We start from the raw sequence: 21830 nt of genomic DNA on the forward strand, positions 1-21830 counted from the left end.
CCGGTCGGCGATCATGGACAGATGCGCAGCATTTGGAAGGGCTCGATCGCCTTCGGACTCGTCAATGTTCCGGTGAAGGTCTACTCGGCCACCGAGCAGCACGACATTCGGTTTCATCAAGTGCACGCGAAGGACGGCGGGCGCATCAAGTACGACCGCATCTGTCAGGAATGCGGCAAGTCGGTGCAGTTCGCCGATATCGACAAGGCGTACGACTCCCCCGACGGGGAACGCGTCATTCTCACCGACGACGACTTCGACAAGCTGCCTGCGGCGGAGAAGCACGAAATTCCGGTTCTCGAATTCGTGCCGACCGAGCAGATCGATCCGATCCTCTACGACAAGAGTTACTTCCTCGAGCCGGACTCCGCGTCACCCAAGGCCTACGTGCTGCTTCGGGAGACGCTGGAGGAAACCGAACGCACCGCGCTGGTGCATTTCACTCTGCGACAGAAGACCCGCCTGGCCGCACTACGCGTGCGCGACGACGTACTGGTGATCCAGACACTGCTGTGGCCGGACGAAGTCAGGGCCGCAGAGTTTCCTTCGCTCGAAGACGCGCCGTCCGCGCGCCCGCAGGAAGTGAAGATGGCGACGTCCCTGGTCGAAAGCATGTCCTCGGAATTCGATCCCACCGAGTACACCGACGACTACCAGATCGAACTGCGCAAGCTGATCGACGAGACGCTCGCCAACGGCGGTGAGAAGGTCATCCACACCGAGACGGAGAAGGACGACGACGGAGAGGATGCCGAGGTCGTCGATCTCGTGGCGGCTTTGCAACGCAGCGTCGAGGCGGCAGGCAAGAACACGAAGTCGGGGTCCTCCACATCCGCTTCGGCGAAGAAGACACCCGCGAAGAAAGCCCCGGCGAAGAAGGCGGCCGCCAAGAAGACGGCAGCGAAGAAGTCGACCCCCGCCAAGACCGCCGACTCCAAAGCCGACGAAGCCAAGGGTGCGTGAGGGGGCCGACTCGGCCGTACGTCAGACGGTGAAGCCGAGGGCCCTGAGCTGCTCGCGACCGTCGTCGGTGATCTTGTCCGGACCCCACGGCGGCATCCAGACCCAGTTGATCTTGAGGTCGGCGGCCAGACCGCTGCGCACGAGCGCGCCGCGAGCCTGATCCTCGATGACATCGGTCAACGGGCATGCCGCCGACGTCAGCGTCATGTCGACCGTGACGATGTCGTCGGCGTCGATCTTGATGTCGTACACCAGTCCCAGGTCGACGACGTTGATCCCGAGTTCGGGGTCGACGACGTCGCGCATCGCTTCTTCGAGGTCCTCGAGCACCTTGATCTCGTCGGCGGTCAGAGCCACAGGAGTGGTCTCCGATGTCTCCGACGCTGACTGGGTCGTATCTGTTGTATCCGTCATGATCACTGTCCTCCGGAAAATGCCGACTGGGCGGTCTCGCCCGTCGTGACTGTCGAATCTGCGTCCACTACCTGAACAACCGCGTCCTTGAAAGCCATCCATCCCAGCAGGGCGCACTTGACACGGGCCGGGTATTTGGCCACACCGACGAACGCGATTCCGTCACCGATGACGTCTTCGTCGCCTTCGACGGTACCTCTGCTGCCGACCATGTCGCTGAACGCGTCGACCGTCTTCAACGCATCGGCGACGCTCAGTCCGACAACCTGGTCGGTGAGCACCGATGTCGCCGCCTGGCTGATCGAGCAGCCCTGGCCGTCGTACGAGACGTCGGCGACGGTGCCGTTCTCGATCTGCACGCGCAGTGTCACCTCGTCGCCGCAGGTGGGGTTGACGTGGTGTACCTCGGCACCGAAGGGCTCGCGCAGTCCACGGCCGTGCGGGTGCTTGTAGTGATCGAGGATCACTTCCTGGTACATCTGTTCCATGCGCATCTACCGCTGACCTCCCCCGCCGTTGTCGGTGGTGCCGAAGAACGACTGTGCGCGGCGAATCGCCTGTGCCAGAACCTGCACTTCCTCGACCGTGTTGTAGAGCGCGAACGAGGCGCGCGCTGTCGCAGCCACACCGAACCGACGATGCAGGGGCCACGCGCAGTGATGTCCGACGCGGATGGCGACCCCCTCGTCGTCCAGGATCTGTCCGAGGTCGTGGGCATGAATGCCGTCGACCACGAACGACACCGCCGAACCGCGGTCGACGTTCTCCGTCGGTCCGATCACGCGAACACCGTCGATCTTCGCGAACTCGGCGAGAGTTGCTGCGACCAAGGCCTTTTCGTGCGCGGCGATGACATCGATGCCGATGTTCTCCAGGTATTGCACAGCTGCGCCGAGTCCGACGACCTGCGAGGTCATCGGAACCCCGGCCTCGAACCGTTGCGGCGGCGCGGCGAACGTCGTCTTCTCCATGGTGACGGTCTCGATCATCGAACCGCCGGTGATGAACGGAGGCATCGCTTCGAGGAGTGCAGCCTTGGCGTACAACACGCCGACCCCCGATGGACCGAGCATCTTGTGACCGGAGAACGCGGCGTAGTCGACGTCGAGCGCGTGGAAATCGACCTTCATGTGCGGCACCGACTGGCATGCGTCGAGGACGACGAGTGCGCCCACCGCCCTGGCCCGACGCACCAATTCCTCGACCGGAGCGACCGCGCCGGTCACGTTGGACTGATGCGTGAACGCGAGAACCTTTACGGCAGAGGACAATTCGAGCGAGTCGAGGTCGATTCGGCCGTCGTCGGTGACGCCGTACCAGCGCAGCGTGGCACCGGTTCGAGCTGCCAGTTCCTGCCACGGAACGAGGTTGGCGTGGTGTTCGAGTTCGGTGACGACGATCTCGTCGCCGGGACCGAGGTGGCGATCGAATCGCTGATCGGCAAGCACGTACGTCACGAGGTTGAGTGACTCGGTCGCGTTCTTGGTGAACACGATCTCGTCGACGTCGGCACCGACGAACGACGCGATGGCGGCGCGCGCACCCTCGTAGGCATCGGTGGCCTCTTCGGCCAACTGATGCGCCCCGCGGTGTACGGCGGCGTTGCACGTGGTCAGAAATTCACGCTCGGCGTCGAGTACCTGCACGGGCCGCTGAGAGGTGGCACCGGAGTCCAGATACACCAACGGCTTACCGTCTCGCACGGTACGCGAGAGGATGGGGAAGTCGCGGCGAACCGTGGCGACATCGAACGATGCCGCCACCGCCGCAGCTGCGGGTGCAGCCATACTCATGCTCCGGTGGTCGCGGCCTGCGTGTAGCCGGCGTATCCGTTGGCCTCGAGCTCGTCGGCCAGCTCTGCACCGCCGGACTTCACGATTTCACCGTTGACGAAGACGTGGACGAAGTCGGGCTTGATGTAGCGCAGAATGCGGGTGTAGTGCGTGATCAGCAGCACTCCACCGTCTTCGCGCTCCTTGTACTTGTTGACACCCTCGGACACCACGCGCAGAGCGTCGACGTCGAGGCCGGAGTCGGTCTCGTCGAGGATGGCGATCTTGGGCTTGAGCAGTCCCAGCTGAAGAATTTCGTGACGCTTCTTCTCGCCGCCGGAGAATCCCTCGTTGACGTTGCGCTCGAGGAAGTTCGCCTCGATCTCGAGCTCGCTCATCGCGGTCTTGGCTTCCTTGACCCAGTGCCGCAGCTTCGGAGCCTCACCCCGCACGGCGGTGGCGGCGGTGCGGAGGAAGTTCGACATCGACACGCCCGGCACCTCGACCGGGTACTGCATCGCCAGGAAGAGGCCGGCGCGCGCACGCTCGTCGACGCTCATCTCGAGCACGTCTTCACCGTCGAGGGTGATGGTGCCCGAGGTCACCGTGTACTTCGGGTGGCCGGCGATGGCGTAGGACAGGGTCGACTTGCCGGAACCGTTGGGACCCATGATCGCGTGCGTCTCACCCGACTTCACGGTGAGGTCGACACCCTTGAGGATGTTGATGGGCTCCGCAGTGGCGTCGGAGTTGGCGACGCTGACGTGCAGATCGCGGATTTCGAGTGTGGACATCAAAAAGTTCCTTTGTGCAGTCGAGAAAGGTTCGGGTGTGACCTACGCGCCGACGACGGCGAGTTCGGTCTCGATGGCAGCGTCCAGGCGCTCGCGCACGGCGGGGACCGGAATCTTGTCGATGACCTCGTGGAAGAAGCCGCGGACGACGAGTCGGCGAGCGACCTCCTCGGAGATCCCACGAGCGCGCAGGTAGAACAGCTGCTCGTCGTCGAAACGGCCGGTGGCACTGGCGTGGCCTGCTCCGACGATCTCCCCGGTCTCGATCTCGAGGTTCGGTACCGAATCGGCGCGCGCGCCGTCGGTGAGAACCAGGTTCCGGTTGAGCTCGTAGGTCTCGGTTCCCTCGGCCTCGGCGCGGATGAGAACGTCGCCGATCCAGACGGTGTGCGCGTCGTGCTTGCCCGGGCCCACTTCGCCCTGCAATGCGCCCTTGTACATGACGTTGGACTTGCAGTGCGGAGCCGAGTGGTCGACGAGCAGACGCTGCTCGAGGTGCTGGCCCGCGTCGGCGAAGTACAGACCCAGCATGTCGGCGTCACCACCGGGCGCGCTGTAGCGCACGGTCGGGCTGATGCGCACCAGGTCGCCGCCGAGACTGACGTTGTAGTGCCGCAGCACGGCGTCGCGTCCCAGGAGTGCATGGTGTGCCGCCACGTGCACGGCGTCGGACTGCCAGTCCTGGATCAGCACGACGTGCAACTGCGAGCTGTCACCGAGAACGAACTCGATGTTCTCGGCGTACGTGCCACTACCTCGCTGGTCGATCACGACGGTGGCGCGAGCGAACGTGCCGAGTCGGATCTGGAGGTGACCGTAGGCGACGTGGTCGACACCGGGACCGTCGACGGTGATCTCGATCGGATCGGCCACCTCGACTTCGTTCGGCACGGAGACGATCGTGGCCTCGGTGAACGCCGAGAATGCCTGAGCGGCAATACGATCGGCAGGAACGCCGGCCTTGCCCAGTCGCTCGTCCTCGCGCCCGACGGTCTCCACGGTCACCGATTCCGGGGCGCCGACGGTGACCTGAGCGGCCCCGTCGGCGACGGCGGAACCGTCGTGCAGGCCGCGCAGCCGACGCAGCGGCGTGAAACGCCACAGCTCGTCACGACCCGACGGGATCTCGAACGCATTCACGTCGTAGGACGTGAACTGAGCGCCCTTGTTCACGACGAGCTTCGACTTGTCTTCCTTGGCCGACTCGGGGTTTTCGGATGCCACGGCACCCATCACTCCGGTGAGGGGGTTGTTCACTTATCCGACCGACCCTTCCATCTGCAGCTCGATGAGCCGGTTGAGCTCGAGCGCGTATTCCATCGGCAGTTCGCGAGCGATCGGCTCGACGAAGCCGCGCACGACCATCGCCATCGCCTCGTCCTCGGTCATGCCGCGGCTCATCAGGTAGAACAACTGATCGTCGCTGACCTTCGAGACGGTGGCCTCGTGGCCCATCGAGACGTCGTCCTCGCGGATGTCGACGTACGGGTAGGTGTCGGAACGACTGATCGTGTCGACGAGCAACGCGTCGCACTTGACCGTCGAACGCGAACCGTGCGCACCCTTGTTGATCTGGATCAGACCGCGGTACGACGTCCGGCCGCCGCCGCGAGCGACGGACTTGCTGACGATGTTCGACGACGTGTGCGGTGCCAGGTGCAACATCTTCGAGCCGGTGTCCTGGTGCTGGTCCGGGCCTGCGAACGCGACCGAGAGAACCTCGCCCTTGGCGTACTCACCGGTCATCCAGACGGCCGGGTACTTCATGGTGACCTTGGAGCCGATGTTGCCGTCGACCCACTCCATCGTTGCGCCTGCCTCGGCCTTGGCGCGCTTGGTGACGAGGTTGTAGACGTTGTTCGACCAGTTCTGGATGGTCGTGTAGCGGCAACGACCACCCTTCTTGACGATGATCTCCACCACGGCGGAGTGCAGCGAGTCCGACTTGTAGATCGGCGCGGTGCAACCTTCGACGTAGTGCACGTAGGCACCCTCGTCGACGATGATCAGCGTGCGCTCGAACTGACCCATGTTCTCGGTGTTGATCCGGAAGTAGGCCTGCAGCGGGATGTCCACGTGGACGCCCGGCGGGATGTAGATGAACGATCCACCGGACCACACCGCGGTGTTCAGTGCGGAGAACTTGTTGTCGCCTGCGGGGATGACGGTTCCGAAGTACTCGCGGAACAGCTCCGGCTGCTCCTTGAGGGCGGTGTCGGTGTCGAGGAACAACACTCCCTGAGCCTCGAGGTCCTCACGGATCGAGTGGTAGACGACCTCGGACTCGTACTGGGCGGCGACACCGGAGACGAGGCGCTGCTTCTCCGCCTCGGGGATGCCGAGCTTGTCGTACGTGTTCTTGATGTCCTCGGGCAGGTCTTCCCACGTTGCAGCCTGCTTCTCGCTGGACCGCACGAAGTACTTGATGTTGTCGAAATCGATGCCGTCGAGGTCGGAACCCCAGTTCGGCATCGGCTTGCGCTCGAACGTCTTGAGCGCCTTGAGACGCGCCTCGAGCATCCACTCGGGCTCGCTCTTCTTCTGCGAGATGTCGCGGACGACGGCCTCGGAGAGACCGCGCTTGGCGCTTTCACCTGCTACGTCCGAGTCGGCCCAGCCGTATCCGTAGGTGCCGAGCGAGGCGATGGTCTCGTCCTGGGTCAGCGGCGCGGTGGGTGTCACCTGGTCTGGTGTGACGGTCATGCGGGCTCCTTCCGGAGGCGTGGGCGTTCTCCGACACGGGGCTGCGCGTCGGGAGTCTTCTTGTCGGAACTATCGGTGTTCGAGTACCGCGTCGATGACAGCGGTACGTGCGTCGTACACGCGCAATTACCGTTGGCGATGGTCGCCAAACGCTGCACGTGCGTGCCGAGGATCTCGGCGAACGCGGTCTGCTCGGCCTCGCACAGCTCCGGAAACTCGGAGGCGACGTGCGACACCGGGCAGTGGTGCTGGCAGATCTGCACACCGTTGCCCACCTGACGGGTGGTGGCCGAGAATCCGGCCGCGCTGAACGCGTCGGCGATTCGGTCGGCGGCGTCCTCCACGGCATGCGCATCGGATCCCGCCGCAGGCTCCACGTCGGCCACGATGGTGTTGACGCGTTGCCGAGCGAATGTCTCGATTGCCGCGTCTCCCCCGATCTTGCGCAGCTGCCGCATGGCGGCACCGGCAAGATCGTCGTAGGTGTGGCCGAGACGGTTGCGCCCGGCTGCGGTGAGCTGGAAATGCTTGGCCGGTCGGCCCCGGCCACGTTGCCGAGCACCTGCGGGGGTGGTGATGCGGGCCTCGCCCGCGTCGATGAGTGCGTCCAGGTGACGTCGGACACCCGCAGCGCTCAACCCCAGCCGAGTACCGATGTCGGAGGCGGTGATGGGGCCCTCTTCCAGCAGTAGAGTGACCACAGCGCTCCGCGTCTGCCCCTCGGGGGCCGACGTGGGTCGCACCGACGAAACGCCTGCGCCGGACGCCGAAGACTCGACACTTCCCGGACGCACGAGCGAGCTCTCGGTTGTTTTCACAACACCAGTGTGACGGAATTGCGGTACCCGGTCCAGCAAGGGTGCCCTATGCAGGGCGCTCGTCCGACGACGTGGCCGATGCCGTGCCTGCGGATGGAGCACGGTGCAGGCCGTGCGCGAGTGCACAGCTACGCTCCCACTGTGCCATCGACCGACAGTGAGCCCAGTTCCGAGAGCTCACCTTCCGCGAGCGGTTCCGAGTCCTCCTCGGCGTCCGGCACATCGAAGTCCACCCCGGGCGCGCTCGTCCAGCGGTTCGTCGTGGTCCCCGCCCGTCGAGTCATCGGCCTGGAACCGACGCCTCCCGGCGGGGCGGTCGCCACCCTGCACGGAGACGAGCAGGAGGCACCGGGGCTGAACCCCTCGGAGACGAACCAACTCAGGAACATCCGTCGTTTCGGTGCCGCGGGTGCGCTGCTGATGGCGATCGGTGCCCTCGGCGCGGGCGCGCAGCCGGTGCTGCAGAACCCGATCGCGGGTGTCCGACTGCTGAGCTTGCCGTCCCGAATGGCGACCACCGCACTGGCCGTCACGATGACCGGAACCGTCATCGTGGTGCTCGCGTGGTTGCTGTTGGGAAGATTTGCGTTGGGACGAACGCGATCGGGAACCACTCCGCGTCGACTCACTCGTTCCCAGATGGACCGCACGCTGCTGCTGTGGATCCTGCCGTTGTCCGTGGCACCGCCCATGTTCTCGCGTGACGTCTACTCCTACCTGGCACAGAGCGAGATCACCGCGCGCGGACTCGACCCGTACGAGGTCGGTCCGGTCGACGCGCTCGGGGCCGACAACGTACTGACCCGAACGGTTCCGAACATCTGGCGGGAGACCCCGGCACCCTACGGTCCGCTGTTCCTGTGGATGGGCCGTGGAATCACGTACCTGACCGGCGAGAACATCGTCGCCGGCATTTTCCTCCATCGCCTGCTCGCTCTGGCGGGAGTAGCGCTGATCGTCTGGTCGCTGCCACGTCTGGCTCGGCGCTGCGGGGTCGCGTCGGTCACGGCACTGTGGCTCGGCGCCGCGAACCCGTTGGTGCTGTTCCACCTGGTGGCCGGTATCCACAACGAAGCCCTGATGATCGGGCTCATGCTGGCGGGTACCGAACTGGCACTTCGCGCGATCGAGCACTCCGGAGCGCTACGCGGTACCGACATCGCGTTCCTCGTCGGCGGAGCAGGCCTGATCGCACTGTCGTCCGCGATCAAGATTCCCTCGCTCATCGCGCTCGGCTTCGTGGGAATGGCGCTGTCGAGGCGGTGGGGCGGGACCCTGCGATCCGTGATCCACGCGGCGCTCCTGCTCGGCTCGATCGCCATCGCGGTCCAGGTGGCGGTGAGCCTGGGCAGCGGTCTCGGCTTCGGCTGGATCAACACTCTGGGAACTGCCGGAGTGGTGCGCAGCTGGATGTCGATCCCCACGATCCTCGGTCTCGGCACCGGATTCGTCGGTGTGCTCCTGGGCCTCGGCGACCACACCACCGCTGTGTTAGGTCTCACTCGCCCGATCGCAGCCGTCGTCGCGGGCATCATCGTCGTCCGCATGCTCATCGCCGTCCTGCGTGGCCGCCTGCATCCGGTCGGCGCACTCGGCGTCGCACTCGGAGCCGTCGTCCTGCTGTTCCCCGTGGTGCAACCCTGGTACCTGCTGTGGGCGGTCATTCCGCTGGCGGCGTGGGCCACGACTCCCTCGTTCAGGCGTCCGGCCATCGCCTTCTCGTCGTTGGTGAGCGTGATCCTCATGCCGAACGGCAGTGAGTACCAACCGTTCCAGATCGTGCAGGCCGCCGTCGTGACCATCCTGACGATCGCGGTGCTCTATCTGCTCACGCGAAACCGGATGCCGTGGCCCATCCGCACCGGACCACCGGAACGCGACCTCAGCACCGACGAATACGCTGAGTCCTCGTGATCTCCGGGACGTCCGACGCGGCGCAACCTGTCGTACAGCTGACCGACGTACGCAAGTCGTACGACGGTGTCAGTGCCGTCGACGGACTGAGCCTGAACATCGGCCCCGGCGAGGTTCTCGCGCTGCTGGGCCCCAACGGAGCAGGAAAGACCACCACCGTCGAGATGTGCGAGGGGTTCGTCGTGCCGGACAGCGGCTCGGTCCGGGTCCTCGGACTGGACCCCGTGGCGCAGTCGGCGCAGCTGAGGCCACGCATCGGCGTCATGCTCCAGGGCGGAGGTGCGTACCCCGGTTCCAAGGCAGGCGAGATGCTCCAACTCGTCGCCTCGTACTCGGCCGACCCCCTCGACCCGGCATGGCTGCTCGACTGCCTCGGCCTGACCTCTGCAGTCCGCACCCCGTACCGGCGGCTCTCCGGTGGGCAACAGCAGCGGCTGGCTCTGGCCTGCGCCATCGTAGGGCGGCCCGAACTGGTGTTCCTCGACGAACCGACCGCCGGGCTCGACGCCCAGGCCCGGCTGCTGGTGTGGGAATTGATCGACGCCCTGCGCCGCGACGGTGTCGGCGTATTGCTCACGACACATCTGATGGACGAGGCCGAGCAGCTCGCGGATCGGCTGACGATCATCGACAACGGCCGCGTAGTCGCCTCGGGCACACCCTCCGAGCTGACCAAGCAGGGTGCCGAGGGCCAACTGCGCTTCACCGCACCCCCGGGACTCGAACTGTCCATGCTCGACGCGGCACTCCCCCCGGGTTACGTACCGTCGGAACCGACGCCCGGCTCCTATGTGGTCTCCGGTGTGATCGAGCCGCAGATTCTGGTGATCGTCACGTCCTGGTGCGCACAGCAGGACGTGTTGGCCACCGAATTGCAGGTCGACCAGCGCCGCCTCGAGGACGTGTTCCTCGAACTGACCGGCAGAGAATTGAGGAAGTGACCGTGCGCAGAGAAGCCCGGCTCGCCGACAACCGATTCGAGACAGGCCTGTTCGCGCCTCGCCCGCAGCCCGCCTCGGCTGCGCGGATGCTGCTCGCACAGACCCGTCTCGAACTGAAGTTGTTGCTGCGCAACGGTGAACAGTTGCTGCTGACGATGTTCATTCCGATCACCCTGCTGATCGGATTGACCCTGCTGCCCTTCGGCGAACTCGGTGCCGACCGAGTGGCCCGCGTCGTCCCGGCCGTGATGATGGTGGCCATCATGTCGACGGCGTTCACCGGCCAGGCGATCGCTGTCGGCTTCGATCGCCGCTACGGCGCGCTCAAGAGGCTCGGGGCGACACCCCTTCCGCGGTGGGGCATCATCGGCGGCAAATCCGCCGCCGTGGTGATCGTGGTCATTCTGCAATCGATTCTGCTCGGCTCGATCGGCGTCGCTCTCGGATGGCGCCCGAGCGCGACGGGTCTGTTGCTCGGGGCCGTCATCATCGCTCTGGGAACCGTCACCTTCGCGTCGATGGGACTGCTGCTCGGCGGCACCCTGCGCGCCGAGATCGTGTTGGCGCTGGCGAACATCGCCTGGTTCGTGATGCTCGGCATCGGCAGCGCGGTGTTCGTGGACGACCAGATCCCCCAGGGACTGCAGAACGTCGCACGCATCGTGCCGTCCGGCGCGCTCGGTGAGGCACTGAGCAGAGGTGTGTCCTCGTCCTTCGACATCTTCGGTGTGGTCGTACTGCTGGTGTGGGCTGCGGTGTGCGGCACCCTCGCGGTACGCACGTTCAAGTTCACCTGAGCGGGGCTCGCCACCCAACGACGCTCGCCACCCAACGACGCTGTGTAGTTGATCGGCGTTTACCATCGAGGGGTGCTGTACAGAGCGTTCTTGCGCGTCGTCGATATCCTGCCCGTGCCCTCGCTTCGAGTGCAGCGGGTGCTGGCATTCATTGCGATCCTGACGCAGGGTGGCATCGCTGTCACCGGCGCCGTCGTTCGTGTCACCGGTTCCGGACTCGGGTGCCCCACGTGGCCGCAGTGCTTTCCCGGTAGCTTCACTCCCGTCGGGGTGTCAGAGGTCCCCGTTCTGCACCAGGCCGTGGAGTTCGGCAACCGTCTGCTCACATTCGTGGTGGTTCTCGCGGCCGCCGCGGTCGTCATCGCCGTCACCAGGGCACGGCGGCGTCGGGAAGTGCTGTTCTTCGCGTGGCTGATGCCGCTCGGTACCGTCGTACAGGCCGTCATCGGCGGATTCACGGTGCTGACCGGACTGCTGTGGTGGACGGTAGCCGTTCACCTCGTCGTCTCGATGGCCATGGTGTGGCTGGCCACGTTGCTGTACGCCAAGGTCGGCGAGAGCGATGCGCCGGCCGAGTCCACGCCGACGGTGCCGGGTGCTCTGCGAGCGCTGACGGGGCTGTCCGGGATCGCTCTGACGGGCGTGCTGATCGCGGGCACCATGGTGACCGGAGCCGGCCCGCACGCGGGCGACAAGAGCATCGAGGAACCGGTACCGCGTCTCGGTATCGAGATCGTGACGCTGGTGCACGCACACTCGCAGTTCCTGGTCGGCTACCTGGCCCTGCTCGTCGGATTGGCATTCGCGCTGTATGCGGTTCGTGCGCCGAAGGCGGTCACGTTCCGACTCAACGTCCTGATCGGCCTGGTGCTGGCGCAGTCTCTGATCGGACTGGTGCAGTACTTCACCGGGGTTCCGGCCGTGCTCGTCGCCTTCCACGTGGCCGGTGCGGGCGCATGTACCGCCGCCACCGCTGCAGTCTGGGCGGCCTGCCGCACTCGCGGTCCGGTGGCGACCGAGACGGTCGAGACCACCGAGGACGTCGCAGTTCGCTCGTGACGATCGGTCGAGCTTCGAACAGGGTGGAGGGGCAGCCGGCCTCCCCCTCAGATGGCCGACTGCCCCTCCACTGACTTCGACGCATCGGGTACCGAGATGGTTCCCGCCGGATCGAAGGAATTTCCGCAGTTTTCTCCGCTCAGACGATCGCCTGGTTGCGCGCCTTCGGGAACTTCTTCTGACCGGCCACCCACCCGGCCATCTTCTCGTAGTGTCCGGGGGCCGGATTGACCGAACTGACCAGCTCGCGGTCCCATTCGGCCTCGGTCAACTGGTCGAGACCGTCGACGATCGCGCGGGCGATGGCGGTCGTCGCCACCACCTGGTCGCCCAGTACGCCGTCGGCACCGACCATGGTGAGCCGAGTTCCTGCTCGACCGATCGGCTGGATCACCACGTTGGCGGAGTTGCCGTGGTCGGCGAGAAAGCTCTTCACGGCCGCGAGTGTTCCCTTCGGAACCTCGTTCGACTCGTTCTTCTCGATGCCCGCGCTGTCGATTTCGGTAGCCATGCCGACACGATACCGAGGCCGTCCGCGTCGCCCGCATCCACCCGTCGAGTCGTTACTGATCGGTAACTTCGGCCGCGTGCGTGTGTTACCCGGATCCGTGTACCCGAGTGTGACGCGCCCGTGTAGAACGGTCTCATGCGTGCCATTCGAATAGACAACACCGGCGGACCCGAGGTCATGAACGTCGTCGACATTCCGATACCGACGCCGGGACCGGCTCAACTACTGGTCCGGATCGAGGCCGTCGGCATCAACTACATCGACACGTATTTTCGACGCGGTCTGTATCCACGCGCGCTGCCGTACGTTCCCGGCGACGAGGGATCCGGGGTGATCGAACAGGTCGGAACGGACGTCACCGACTTCGCACCGGGACAGCGCGTCGCCTGGGCCGCAGCGCCGGGCAGCTACGCGGAATACGTACTGGTCGACGCCTCGTCGGCCATCGCGGTTCCCGAGGGCGTTCCTGCCGATCAGGCCGCCTCGGCATTGCTGCAGGGTATGACGGCGCACTACCTGATCGAATCCACCTACCCGGCCCAGCAGGGTGACACCGTCCTCGTGCACGCCGGCGCAGGTGGCGTCGGACTGTTGCTGACGCAGATGGCGGTGGCGAAGGGAGTGAACGTCATCACCACGGTCTCCACGGATGCGAAGGCCGAGCGGTCCGCGCAGGCCGGTGCCGCCCACGTGTTGCGCTACGAAGAGGACATCGCTGCTCGCGTGCGCGAGATCACCGACGGCGAGGGTGTCCATGCGGTGTACGACGGCGTCGGTGCCGACACTTTCGAGGCAAGTCTGGCGTCGTTACGGATCAGAGGGACGTTGGCCCTGTTCGGAGCGGCGAGCGGTCCGGTCCCGCCCCTGGACCCGCAGAGGTTGAACGGCGCAGGATCGCTGTTCCTCACCAGGCCGACACTCGCCCACCACATACGGGACCGGGCCGAGCTCGAGTGGCGGGCCGGAGATGTGTTCGGGGCGATATCGCGTGGCGCGCTCACGGTCGAGGTCGGCGCTCGATACGCGCTGGAGGACGCCGCGCAGGCCCACATCGATCTGGAGTCACGCCGAACGACGGGATCGATCGTGCTCGTTCCCTGACCGATCCGTCGGGTGACGCTCGCTCAGGAGAGAAGCTGGGCGAGCGTCTGCCAGCCGAGGACCGAGTCGACGGCCAGGCCGCAGAACACCAGTGCCAGGTATTCGTTGGAGAGGATGAACAGCTTCAGTGGCTTGACCGGAGTTCCCGCTCGCACGCCTGCGTACAGGCGGTGTGCGACGACGAGAAACCACACTCCCGACGCCACGGCGACGGCCGCGTAGACGATGCCCGAGCCCGGTGCCAACGCAAGTGTTGCGGCAACGGTGGCCCACGCATACAGCACGATGTGCTTGGTGACCTTCGTCTCCGACGCGACCGCAGGCAGCATCGGTACGTTGGCCGCCTGGTAGTCCTCCTTGTAGCGGAGCATGAGCGCCCAGGTGTGCGGCGGCGTCCACAGGAAGATGACCAGGAACATCACCAGCGCTTGCCACCCGATCGTGCCGGTCACAGCGGACCAGCCGATCATCACCGGCATGCAACCGGCCGCGCCACCCCACACCACGTTCTGCGAGGTGCGCCGCTTGAGCACCAGCGTGTAGACGAAAATGTAGAAGCAGATGGTGACGACGGCGAGCACACCGCTGAGCAGATTCGTGGTGGCCCACAGCCAGAAGAACGAGAACACACCGAGTACGAGCCCGAAGATCAGCGCGTGCGAGACGGGCATGGCACCGCGGGCGAGCGGGCGCTTCTCGGTGCGCTTCATCACCTTGTCGATGTCTGCGTCGACCACCATGTTCAGCGTGTTGGCACTGGCCGCGGCCAGCATTCCGCCGAAGAGGGTGGTGAGGATCAGCCACGGATCGACGTTTCCCCGGTCGGCCAGCAACATCGCCGGAATGGTCGTGACGAGGAGGAGTTCGATGACCCGGGGCTTCGTGAGCGCGACATACGCAAGAAAGAGTGCGAATGCTCTACGTGGGGCGGACGTCGCCGGCGCGGCCTGCGTCGGCTCACCTGTCTCGTCTGCTCCGAATCCGGGGCCGCCGGCGAAACCGTGTCCGCCCGGCTGCTGCCCAATTCGCACTGCGTCTCCTCGCACGACTGTCGTTCTCTGGCGCTCGGCCACTTGCTCACGCGCCACCGGCACGCGGGTTGTCTCTCGACGGCGACACTTCGGCGCCTGCGCGCACGGGCAACTCCGCGACCACAACCGCGGGAGCCGACGACCGTGCGCCTACTACGACCGATGGTAGACGGCGGGGTTTGCACCTCCAATTCGCAGGGCACCCAAAGTGAGGAATACGTCGCCTACGAGTAACCCGCGCGCAATCGCCCGGGGGAAGGCACGACAGTAGGGTCGGACAGAACTAGGCTGGTGGAGGACGTCCTTCGGCACCGACCACATGCGTGCTCCACCCAGGCGCATTGCAGTCGCCGCCGGGCGACGATTCCCCGGAGCCACAACTCGAACGAATGTCAGGAGATTTCTGCTCGTGTCGATCACAGACGATATTGACGTCCTCACCACGGCGCACCACCCGAGCGACTGGACGGACCTGGACACCCGAGCGGTCGACACCGTTCGTGTTCTGGCAGCGGACGCAGTGCAGAAGGTCGGCAACGGCCACCCCGGAACCGCGATGAGCCTGGCTCCCCTCGCCTACACCCTCTTTCAGCGCACCATGCGTCACGACCCCACCGACACGCACTGGATCGGCCGCGACCGGTTCGTGCTCTCGTGCGGGCACTCGAGCCTGACTCTCTACCTGCAGCTGTACTTGGGCGGCTTCGGTCTCGAGCTCGCCGACATCGAGGCACTGCGCACCTACAAGTCGAAGACTCCCGGACACCCCGAGTTCCGCCACACCGACGGCGTCGAGATCACCACCGGCCCGCTCGGTCAGGGACTCGCCTCCGCCGTGGGCATGGCCATGGCGGCGCGGCGCGAGCGCGGTCTGTTCGATCCCGAGCCCGCACTCGGTGAGAGCCCGTTCGATCACTACATCTACGTGATCGCCTCCGACGGAGACATCGAAGAAGGCGTGACGTCCGAGGCGTCGTCTCTGGCCGGCACTCAGCAGCTCGGCAACCTGATCCTGTTCTACGACGACAACAAGATCTCCATCGAGCACTCCACCGACATCGCTCTCTCCGAGAACACGGCCGCGCGCTACGAGGCCTACGGCTGGCACGTACAGGTGGTCGAAGGCGGCGAGAACGTCACCGCGATCGAAGAAGCCGTCGAGGCTGCCAAGGCCGTCACCGACAAGCCGTCGATCATCGTGCTGCGTACCATCATCGGCTTCCCGGCCCCCACCATGATGAACACCGGCGCAGTCCACGGTGCCGCACTGGGCGACGAGGAGATCGCGAAGGTCAAGCAGGCCCTCGATTTCGACCCGGCCAAGACGTTCGAGGTCACCGACGAGGTCATCGGCCACACCCGCAAGCTGCAGGAGCGCGGCCGCAAGGCCCACGCCGAGTGGACCGTCCAGTTCGACGCCTGGGCCGCCCGCGAGCCCGAGCGCAAGAAGCTGCTCGATCGCCTCACCCAGGGCACGTTGCCCGAGAACTGGACCGACGTTCTGCCCACCTGGGAGCCCGGCAGCAAGGCCGTCGCCACGCGTGCCGCGTCCGGTGAGGTTCTCAACGCCGTCGGACCTGTTCTCCCGGAACTGTGGGGCGGCTCGGCCGACCTCGCAGGCAGCAACAACACGACGATCAAGGGTGCGAAGTCCTTCGGCCCCACGTCCATCTCCACCGACGACTGGGACGCCGAGCCGTACGGCCGCACCCTGCACTTCGGTATCCGTGAGCATGCGATGGGCGCGATTCTGTCGGGCATCGTGATGCACGGCCCGACCCGTGCATACGGCGGAACGTTCATGCAGTTCAGCGATTACATGCGGCCTGCGGTCCGGCTCGCGTCACTCATGGACATCGACCCCATCTACGTGTGGACCCACGATTCCATCGGCCTCGGTGAGGACGGCCCGACGCACCAGCCGGTCGAGCATCTCGCCGCGCTGCGGGCCATCCCCAACCTCTCGGTGGTACGCCCCGGCGACGCCAACGAAACCGCGTTCGCATGGCAGGCAGTGCTGGCCAGGTCCAGCAGCAGCGGACCCGTCGGCCTTGCGCTGACGCGTCAGGGCATCCCGATTCTCGAGGGCACCAGCTACGAGGGCGTCTCGAAGGGCGGATACATCCTCGTCGAGTCGTCCAAGGCGACCCCCGACGTCGTGCTGATCGGTACCGGTTCCGAGCTGCAGTACGCCGTGGAGGCACAGAAGCAGCTCGAGGCGCAGGGCATCGCCGCCCGCGTCGTCTCGATGCCGTGCGTCGAGTGGTTCGAGAGCCAGGATCAGAACTACCGCGACCAGGTGATCCCGCCCACCGTCAAGGCCCGGGTGTCGATCGAAGCCGGCATCGCGATGCCGTGGTGGAAGATCGTCGGCGGCTTCGGCGAGATCATCTCGCTCGAGCACTACGGCGAATCTGCCGACGCTGCAACACTTTTCCGCGAGTTCGGCTTCACGGCCGAGGCCGTCACGGCAGCCGCACAGCGCTCCATCACCAATGTGAAGGGATAATTCATGACCCAGAACAAGAATCTTGCAGAACTCTCCGCCGCCGGAATCTCGGTATGGCTGGACGACCTCTCCCGTGATCGCATCCGCTCGGGCAACCTCCAGGACCTCATCGACACGAAAAGTGTCGTCGGAGTGACCACCAACCCGTCGATCTTCCAGGCGGCCCTGAGCAAGGGCGAGGCGTACGACGAGCAGGTGAACAAGCTCGCCGGTGAAGGTGCCGACGTCGAGACCACCATCCGCACGGTCACCACGGACGACGTTCGCGAGGCCTGCGACATCCTGATGCCTCAATACGAGGCAAGTGCAGGCGTCGACGGCCGCGTGTCCATCGAGGTCGATCCGCGCGTGGCACACGACGCCGACAAGACGTACGAGCAGGCCGTCGAACTGTGGAAGATCGTCGACCGTCCGAATCTGCTGATCAAGATCCCGGCGACCGAGGAGGGGATTCCCGCTATCGCCAAGGTGATCGGCGAGGGCATCAGCGTCAACGTCACGCTCATCTTCTCCGTCGAACGCTACGAGCTGGTGATGAACGCCTACCTCGACGGTCTGGAGAAGGCGCGTGCGGCCGGCCACGACCTCGACAAGATCCACTCGGTCGCGTCGTTCTTCGTCTCCCGCGTCGACAGCGAGATTGATTCCCGTCTCGATGCAATCGGTACCCCCGATGCCGAGGCACTCAAGGGCAAGGCCGCTCTGGCCAACGCTCGTCTGGCGTACGTGGCGTACCAGCAGATCTTCGAGGTGGCCCCTCGGTTCCGCGAGCTCGTCGGCAGTGGCGCACGCCCGCAGCGTCCGTTGTGGGCGTCGACCGGTGTGAAGTCCGACGCCTACCCCGACACCATGTACGTCACCGAGCTCGTCTCACCGAACACGGTGAACACGATGCCGGAGAAGACCATGGACGCGGTTGCCGATCACGGCGAGATCGTCGGCGACACCGTCTCGGGCAAGGGACCGGAATCGCAGGAGATCTTCGACCGCATCTCGGCGCTCGGGATCGACATCACCGACGTCTTCCTGACGTTGGAGAACGAAGGCGTCCAGAAGTTCGAGGCGGCCTGGAACGAGTTGCTCGAAGCCACCGGCGAGCAGCTTCGCCAAGCAGGTCAGAAGAGCTGACCGACTGTGCCCACCGCAGAAACCGAACCTCTCCACTCCGCGGACTGGGTCAACCCACTCCGCGACGCGCGGGACAAGCGGCTCCCCCGCATAGCGGGCCCGTGCAGCATGGTCATCTTCGGAGTGACCGGCGATCTCGCGCGTAAGAAGCTCATGCCTGCGGTGTACGACCTGGCGAACCGGGGGCTTCTACCCCCCGGTTTCGCCTTGGTCGGCTTCGCCCGTCGGGAATGGCAGAACCAGGACTTCGCGAAGATCGTGCACGATTCCGTGCGCGATCACGCGCGCACTCCGTTCAGCGAGGAGGTCTGGAACACCCTCGCCGAAGGATTCCGGTTCGTCCAGGGCACGTTCGACGACGACGCAGCGTTCGACGAGTTGTCGCGGACACTGACCGAACTCGACGAGACCCGCGGCACCGGCGGCAATCATGCCTTCTACCTGTCCATTCCGCCCAGCGCCTTTCCCGTCGTTCTCGAGCAGCTGTCTCGGTCCGGTCTGGCGCAGGGCGAGGACGGTAATTGGCGACGTGTGGTGATCGAGAAGCCGTTCGGCCACGACCTGCAGAGCGCGAAAGAGCTCAATGCCGTCGTCAACCGAGTGTTCCCCGAGGACACCGTGTTTCGCATCGATCACTACCTGGGCAAGGAGACGGTGCAGAACATCCTCGCACTGCGCTTCGCGAACCAGTTGTTCGATCCGATCTGGAATGCGCACTACGTCGACCACGTTCAGATCACGATGGCCGAGGACATCGGATTGGGTGGTCGCGCAGGGTATTACGACGGAATCGGTGCCGCCCGCGACGTCATCCAGAACCACCTTCTACAGCTCCTCGCCATCACCGCGATGGAGGAGCCGGTCAGCTTCAACCCCAAGGAGCTGCAGTCGGAGAAGATCAAGGTGCTCTCGGCGACAAAACTCGCCGAGCCACTCGATCGAACCTCGGCGCGCGGTCAGTACACCGCGGGGTGGCAGGGCAGCCAGAAAGTGAAGGGGCTCAAGGAGGAAGAAGGGTTCGACTCCGAGTCGAACACCGAAACCTACGCCGCCATCACCCTCGAGGTGGATACGCGGCGATGGGGTGGGGTGCCCTTCTATCTCCGTACCGGCAAGGCACTCGGGCGCCGAGTCACCGAGATCGCGATGGTGTTCAAACGCGCCCCGCACCTGCCGTTCGACGCCACGATGACCGAGGAACTCGGTCAGAATGCGTTGGTGATCCGAGTCCAGCCCGACGAGGGCGTGACGATGCGGTTCGGCTCCAAGGTGCCGGGTTCGAGCATGCAGGTGCGCGACGTCAGCATGGACTTCAGCTACGGCCAGGCGTTCACCGAATCCTCCCCCGAGGCCTACGAACGACTCATCCTCGACGTGCTGCTCGGCGAGCCGTCGTTGTTCCCGGTCAATGCCGAGGTGGAACTGTCGTGGAAGATCCTCGATCCGATCTTGGAGTTCTGGGCCTCCGGCGGCACCGCGGAACCGTACGAAGCCGGTACCTGGGGGCCCTCCTCGGGTGACGAGATGATGCACCGCACCGGACGCGAATGGAGAAGACCGTGATTGTCGACATCCCCGCCACGACGACGGCCGAGGTCGGCAAGAAGTTGGTGGAGGTGCGCGAAGCAGGCGGTGCGGTGACCATCGGCCGAGTGCTGACTCTGATCGTGGCCAGCCGTGATCCGGCCAAGGCCGAACGAGCGATCGACGCGGCGAACGAGGCGAGCCGTGAGCATCCGTGCCGCGTCATCGTGCTCATCCACGGAGATCGGTCGGCCGAGTCGAGCCTCGACGCGCAGATCCGGGTGGGCGGCGACGCCGGTGCATCGGAGGTCGTCGTGTTGCGCCTGAACGGCGAACTCGCCGACCACGAACACAGTGTCGTCATCCCGTTCCTGCTGCCCGATACCCCGATCGTGGCCTGGTGGCCGGACGAGGCACCGACCGTTCCGGCGAAGGATCCGTTGGGGCGCTTGGCGATTCGACGCATCACCGATGCCACGAACTCCCCCGACACCACCGCGACGATCAAGGGACGGCTCAGCAGCTACACCGAGGGCGACACCGATCTGTCCTGGAGTCGCATCACGTACTGGCGTGGCCTGTTGGCCACCGCGCTCGACCAGGCTCCGTTCGAGGCTGTCGTCTCGGCCACGGTGTCGGGACTGGCCGAGGAGCCCGCACTCGACATCCTTGCCGGTTGGCTGGCCGCGAAGCTGGACGTGCCGGTCCACCGCCGTGCGGGTGAGCTGAAAGTCGAGCTGATCCGGGAGAACAGCAGCATCTCGCTGACGCGACCGCAGACCGGTAAGACCGCAACCCTGCGGCGTACCGGTCAGCCCGACGCCGAAGTCGCACTGGCGCGGCGCAACACGCGCGAGTGCCTCGCCGAGGAACTGCGCAGACTCGACACGGACGAGATCTACGAACTCGCCTTGAACGGACTGTCGAAAGTGAGCTATGAGTAAGACATCGGTACTCCAGTACCTGGACGCACAAGCCCTTGTCGACGCAGCGCGATCGCGCTTCGTCGACGTGATCACCGCCGCGCAGGCCGAGCGAGGATCTGCGTCGGTGGTGCTGACCGGCGGTGGCACAGGAATCGCATTGCTGGAGGCGCTGCGCACGGACTCCGGCTCGATCGACTGGGGCAGAGTGGACGTCTACTTCGGTGACGAACGCTTCCTGCCCTCGGGCGATCCCGAGCGCAACGAAGTTCAGGCCTCGGATGCGCTGCTCGATCACGTCGATGTCCATCCGGATCGGGTGTTCCGGATGGCCGCATCCGACGGACCACACGGAAGCGACCCCGAAGTTGCCGCGGCAACGTACGCACAGATCCTGCATTCCGGATCCGAAGGCGAGCCGACGCCTCGGTTCGACGTCCATCTGCTCGGCATGGGCGGCGAAGGCCATATCAATTCACTCTTCCCCCACACCGATGCAGTGCGCGAACAGCATCGCTTCGTCGTGGCGGTCGAGGACTCCCCCAAGCCCCCACCGGTGCGCATCACACTGACGCTGCCTGCGGTCCGCCGCGCGCAGCACGTGTGGTTGCTCGTCTCGGGAGCGAACAAGGCCGATGCCGTCGCTGCTGCGGTGGGCGGGGCCGATCCCGACGACGTCCCGTCGGCCGGAGCACTGGGCACCGAATCGACGGTCTGGTTCCTCGATACCGGCGCAGCGTCCAAGCTGGACACGGTGTGAGAGCCCGGAGCTAGTCCGGTTCGACTGCGTCGGGGTCACGTCCCGGCCACGCATCGTCGTAACCGCCGACGCACCGAACACGTCCTGATGTCGAGCGATCTATCCGCCTACCGTTCGCACGGTAGGCGGATCCCTCGCGCCAGGCATCGGTGTCGTTGCTGCACTGCC

General features: G+C 65.4%; 20 protein-coding genes. 11 read left to right on the forward strand and 9 right to left on the reverse strand.

All coding sequences use genetic code 11. The features are described 5' to 3' along the window. The first annotated feature begins 21 nt into the window (after nucleotides 1–21). On the forward strand, nucleotides 22–963 hold the full coding sequence (locus CH296_RS22595) for a Ku protein (RefSeq protein ID WP_094630011.1): 942 nt from the start codon (nucleotides 22–24) through the stop codon (nucleotides 961–963). Between the two features lie 21 nt (nucleotides 964–984). Here the strand turns inward: CH296_RS22595 and CH296_RS22600 are convergent, their stop codons facing one another. From CH296_RS22600 to CH296_RS22630, 7 genes are read right to left on the reverse strand one after another with little or no spacing between them, the layout of a single operon-like run. After that, nucleotides 985–1377, reverse strand: a complete 393-nt coding sequence (locus CH296_RS22600) for a metal-sulfur cluster assembly factor (protein WP_032398026.1) — start codon at nucleotides 1375–1377, stop codon at nucleotides 985–987. Between the two features lie 2 nt (nucleotides 1378–1379). Beyond that, nucleotides 1380–1871 (reverse strand): Fe-S cluster assembly sulfur transfer protein SufU, encoded by a 492-nt coding sequence (gene sufU, locus CH296_RS22605; RefSeq protein WP_094630012.1) that lies wholly within the window; start codon nucleotides 1869–1871, stop codon nucleotides 1380–1382. Continuing rightward, nucleotides 1872–3164 carry a cysteine desulfurase gene (locus tag CH296_RS22610; protein WP_094685787.1) on the reverse strand — a complete coding sequence of 431 codons (1293 nt, stop codon included), beginning with the start codon at nucleotides 3162–3164 and terminating at the stop codon, nucleotides 1872–1874. A 2-nt stretch (nucleotides 3165–3166) separates the two neighbouring features. Next, on the reverse strand, nucleotides 3167–3943 hold the full coding sequence (gene sufC / locus CH296_RS22615) for a Fe-S cluster assembly ATPase SufC (protein ID WP_032398023.1): 777 nt from the start codon (nucleotides 3941–3943) through the stop codon (nucleotides 3167–3169). A gap of 42 nt (nucleotides 3944–3985) precedes the next feature. After that, nucleotides 3986–5176 carry a Fe-S cluster assembly protein SufD gene (sufD, locus tag CH296_RS22620; RefSeq protein WP_094630100.1) on the reverse strand — a complete coding sequence of 397 codons (1191 nt, stop codon included), beginning with the start codon at nucleotides 5174–5176 and terminating at the stop codon, nucleotides 3986–3988. A gap of 24 nt (nucleotides 5177–5200) precedes the next feature. Continuing rightward, nucleotides 5201–6646: a Fe-S cluster assembly protein SufB gene (sufB, locus tag CH296_RS22625; protein WP_032398021.1), complete on the reverse strand. Its 1446-nt coding sequence runs from the start codon at nucleotides 6644–6646 to the stop codon at nucleotides 5201–5203. Then, nucleotides 6643–7389 carry a helix-turn-helix transcriptional regulator gene (locus CH296_RS22630; RefSeq protein ID WP_373557304.1) on the reverse strand — a complete coding sequence of 249 codons (747 nt, stop codon included), beginning with the start codon at nucleotides 7387–7389 and terminating at the stop codon, nucleotides 6643–6645. Before CH296_RS22630 ends, sufB begins: the two co-directional genes overlap by 4 nt. Before the next feature lie 336 nt (nucleotides 7390–7725). On the opposite strand from CH296_RS22630, the gene mptB reads away from it, so the two are divergent. The 4 genes from mptB to CH296_RS22650 all read left to right on the forward strand — a co-directional run bounded on the left by mptB (nucleotide 7726) and on the right by CH296_RS22650 (nucleotide 12175). Beyond that, on the forward strand, nucleotides 7726–9378 hold the full coding sequence (mptB, locus tag CH296_RS22635; RefSeq protein ID WP_094685788.1) for a polyprenol phosphomannose-dependent alpha 1,6 mannosyltransferase MptB: 1653 nt from the start codon (nucleotides 7726–7728) through the stop codon (nucleotides 9376–9378). Continuing rightward, nucleotides 9375–10319 carry an ABC transporter ATP-binding protein gene (locus tag CH296_RS22640; RefSeq protein ID WP_032398020.1) on the forward strand — a complete coding sequence of 315 codons (945 nt, stop codon included), beginning with the start codon at nucleotides 9375–9377 and terminating at the stop codon, nucleotides 10317–10319. The genes mptB and CH296_RS22640 overlap by 4 nt, the downstream gene beginning before the upstream one ends. 2 nt (nucleotides 10320–10321) lie before the next feature. Next, nucleotides 10322–11116: an ABC transporter permease gene (locus CH296_RS22645; protein WP_371828407.1), complete on the forward strand. Its 795-nt coding sequence runs from the start codon at nucleotides 10322–10324 to the stop codon at nucleotides 11114–11116. 72 nt (nucleotides 11117–11188) lie between these two features. After that, nucleotides 11189–12175 (forward strand): heme A synthase, encoded by a 987-nt coding sequence (locus CH296_RS22650; protein ID WP_032398018.1) that lies wholly within the window; start codon nucleotides 11189–11191, stop codon nucleotides 12173–12175. Nucleotides 12176–12314: 139 nt separating this feature from the next. On the opposite strand, the gene CH296_RS22655 is transcribed toward CH296_RS22650, so the two are convergent. Continuing rightward, nucleotides 12315–12686 carry a hypothetical protein gene (locus tag CH296_RS22655; RefSeq protein ID WP_045195275.1) on the reverse strand — a complete coding sequence of 124 codons (372 nt, stop codon included), beginning with the start codon at nucleotides 12684–12686 and terminating at the stop codon, nucleotides 12315–12317. Nucleotides 12687–12821: 135 nt separating this feature from the next. Between CH296_RS22655 and CH296_RS22660 the strand changes: the two genes are divergently transcribed. After that, complete coding sequence (locus tag CH296_RS22660; protein WP_032398016.1) at nucleotides 12822–13787, forward strand: quinone oxidoreductase; 966 nt, start codon at nucleotides 12822–12824, stop codon at nucleotides 13785–13787. A gap of 23 nt (nucleotides 13788–13810) precedes the next feature. Here the strand turns inward: CH296_RS22660 and CH296_RS22665 are convergent, their stop codons facing one another. Then, the gene (locus CH296_RS22665; protein WP_045199760.1) at nucleotides 13811–14818 is read right to left on the reverse strand and encodes a heme o synthase; all 1008 of its coding nucleotides are present in this window, start codon (nucleotides 14816–14818) and stop codon (nucleotides 13811–13813) included. Nucleotides 14819–15227: 409 nt separating this feature from the next. Between CH296_RS22665 and tkt the strand changes: the two genes are divergently transcribed. The 5 genes from tkt to pgl are packed head-to-tail and all read left to right on the forward strand — an operon-like array spanning nucleotide 15228 to nucleotide 21662. Further along, a complete protein-coding gene (gene tkt, locus CH296_RS22670; protein WP_094630015.1) occupies nucleotides 15228–17327 on the forward strand; it encodes a transketolase in 2100 nt (699 codons plus the stop codon). Nucleotides 17328–17330: 3 nt separating this feature from the next. Next, on the forward strand, nucleotides 17331–18455 hold the full coding sequence (tal, locus tag CH296_RS22675) for a transaldolase (protein WP_094630016.1): 1125 nt from the start codon (nucleotides 17331–17333) through the stop codon (nucleotides 18453–18455). 6 nt (nucleotides 18456–18461) lie between these two features. Next, on the forward strand, nucleotides 18462–20018 hold the full coding sequence (gene zwf, locus CH296_RS22680) for a glucose-6-phosphate dehydrogenase (protein WP_032398013.1): 1557 nt from the start codon (nucleotides 18462–18464) through the stop codon (nucleotides 20016–20018). After that, a complete protein-coding gene (gene opcA, locus CH296_RS22685) occupies nucleotides 20015–20923 on the forward strand; it encodes a glucose-6-phosphate dehydrogenase assembly protein OpcA (RefSeq protein ID WP_179275669.1) in 909 nt (302 codons plus the stop codon). Before zwf ends, opcA begins: the two co-directional genes overlap by 4 nt. After that, nucleotides 20916–21662 (forward strand): 6-phosphogluconolactonase, encoded by a 747-nt coding sequence (pgl, locus tag CH296_RS22690; protein ID WP_094657131.1) that lies wholly within the window; start codon nucleotides 20916–20918, stop codon nucleotides 21660–21662. The genes opcA and pgl overlap by 8 nt, the downstream gene beginning before the upstream one ends. Nucleotides 21663–21830: the final 168 nt, after the last annotated feature.

This window comes from Rhodococcus sp. 14-2496-1d (assembly GCF_002259365.1).
Taxonomy (GTDB): Bacteria; Actinomycetota; Actinomycetes; order Mycobacteriales; family Mycobacteriaceae; genus Rhodococcoides.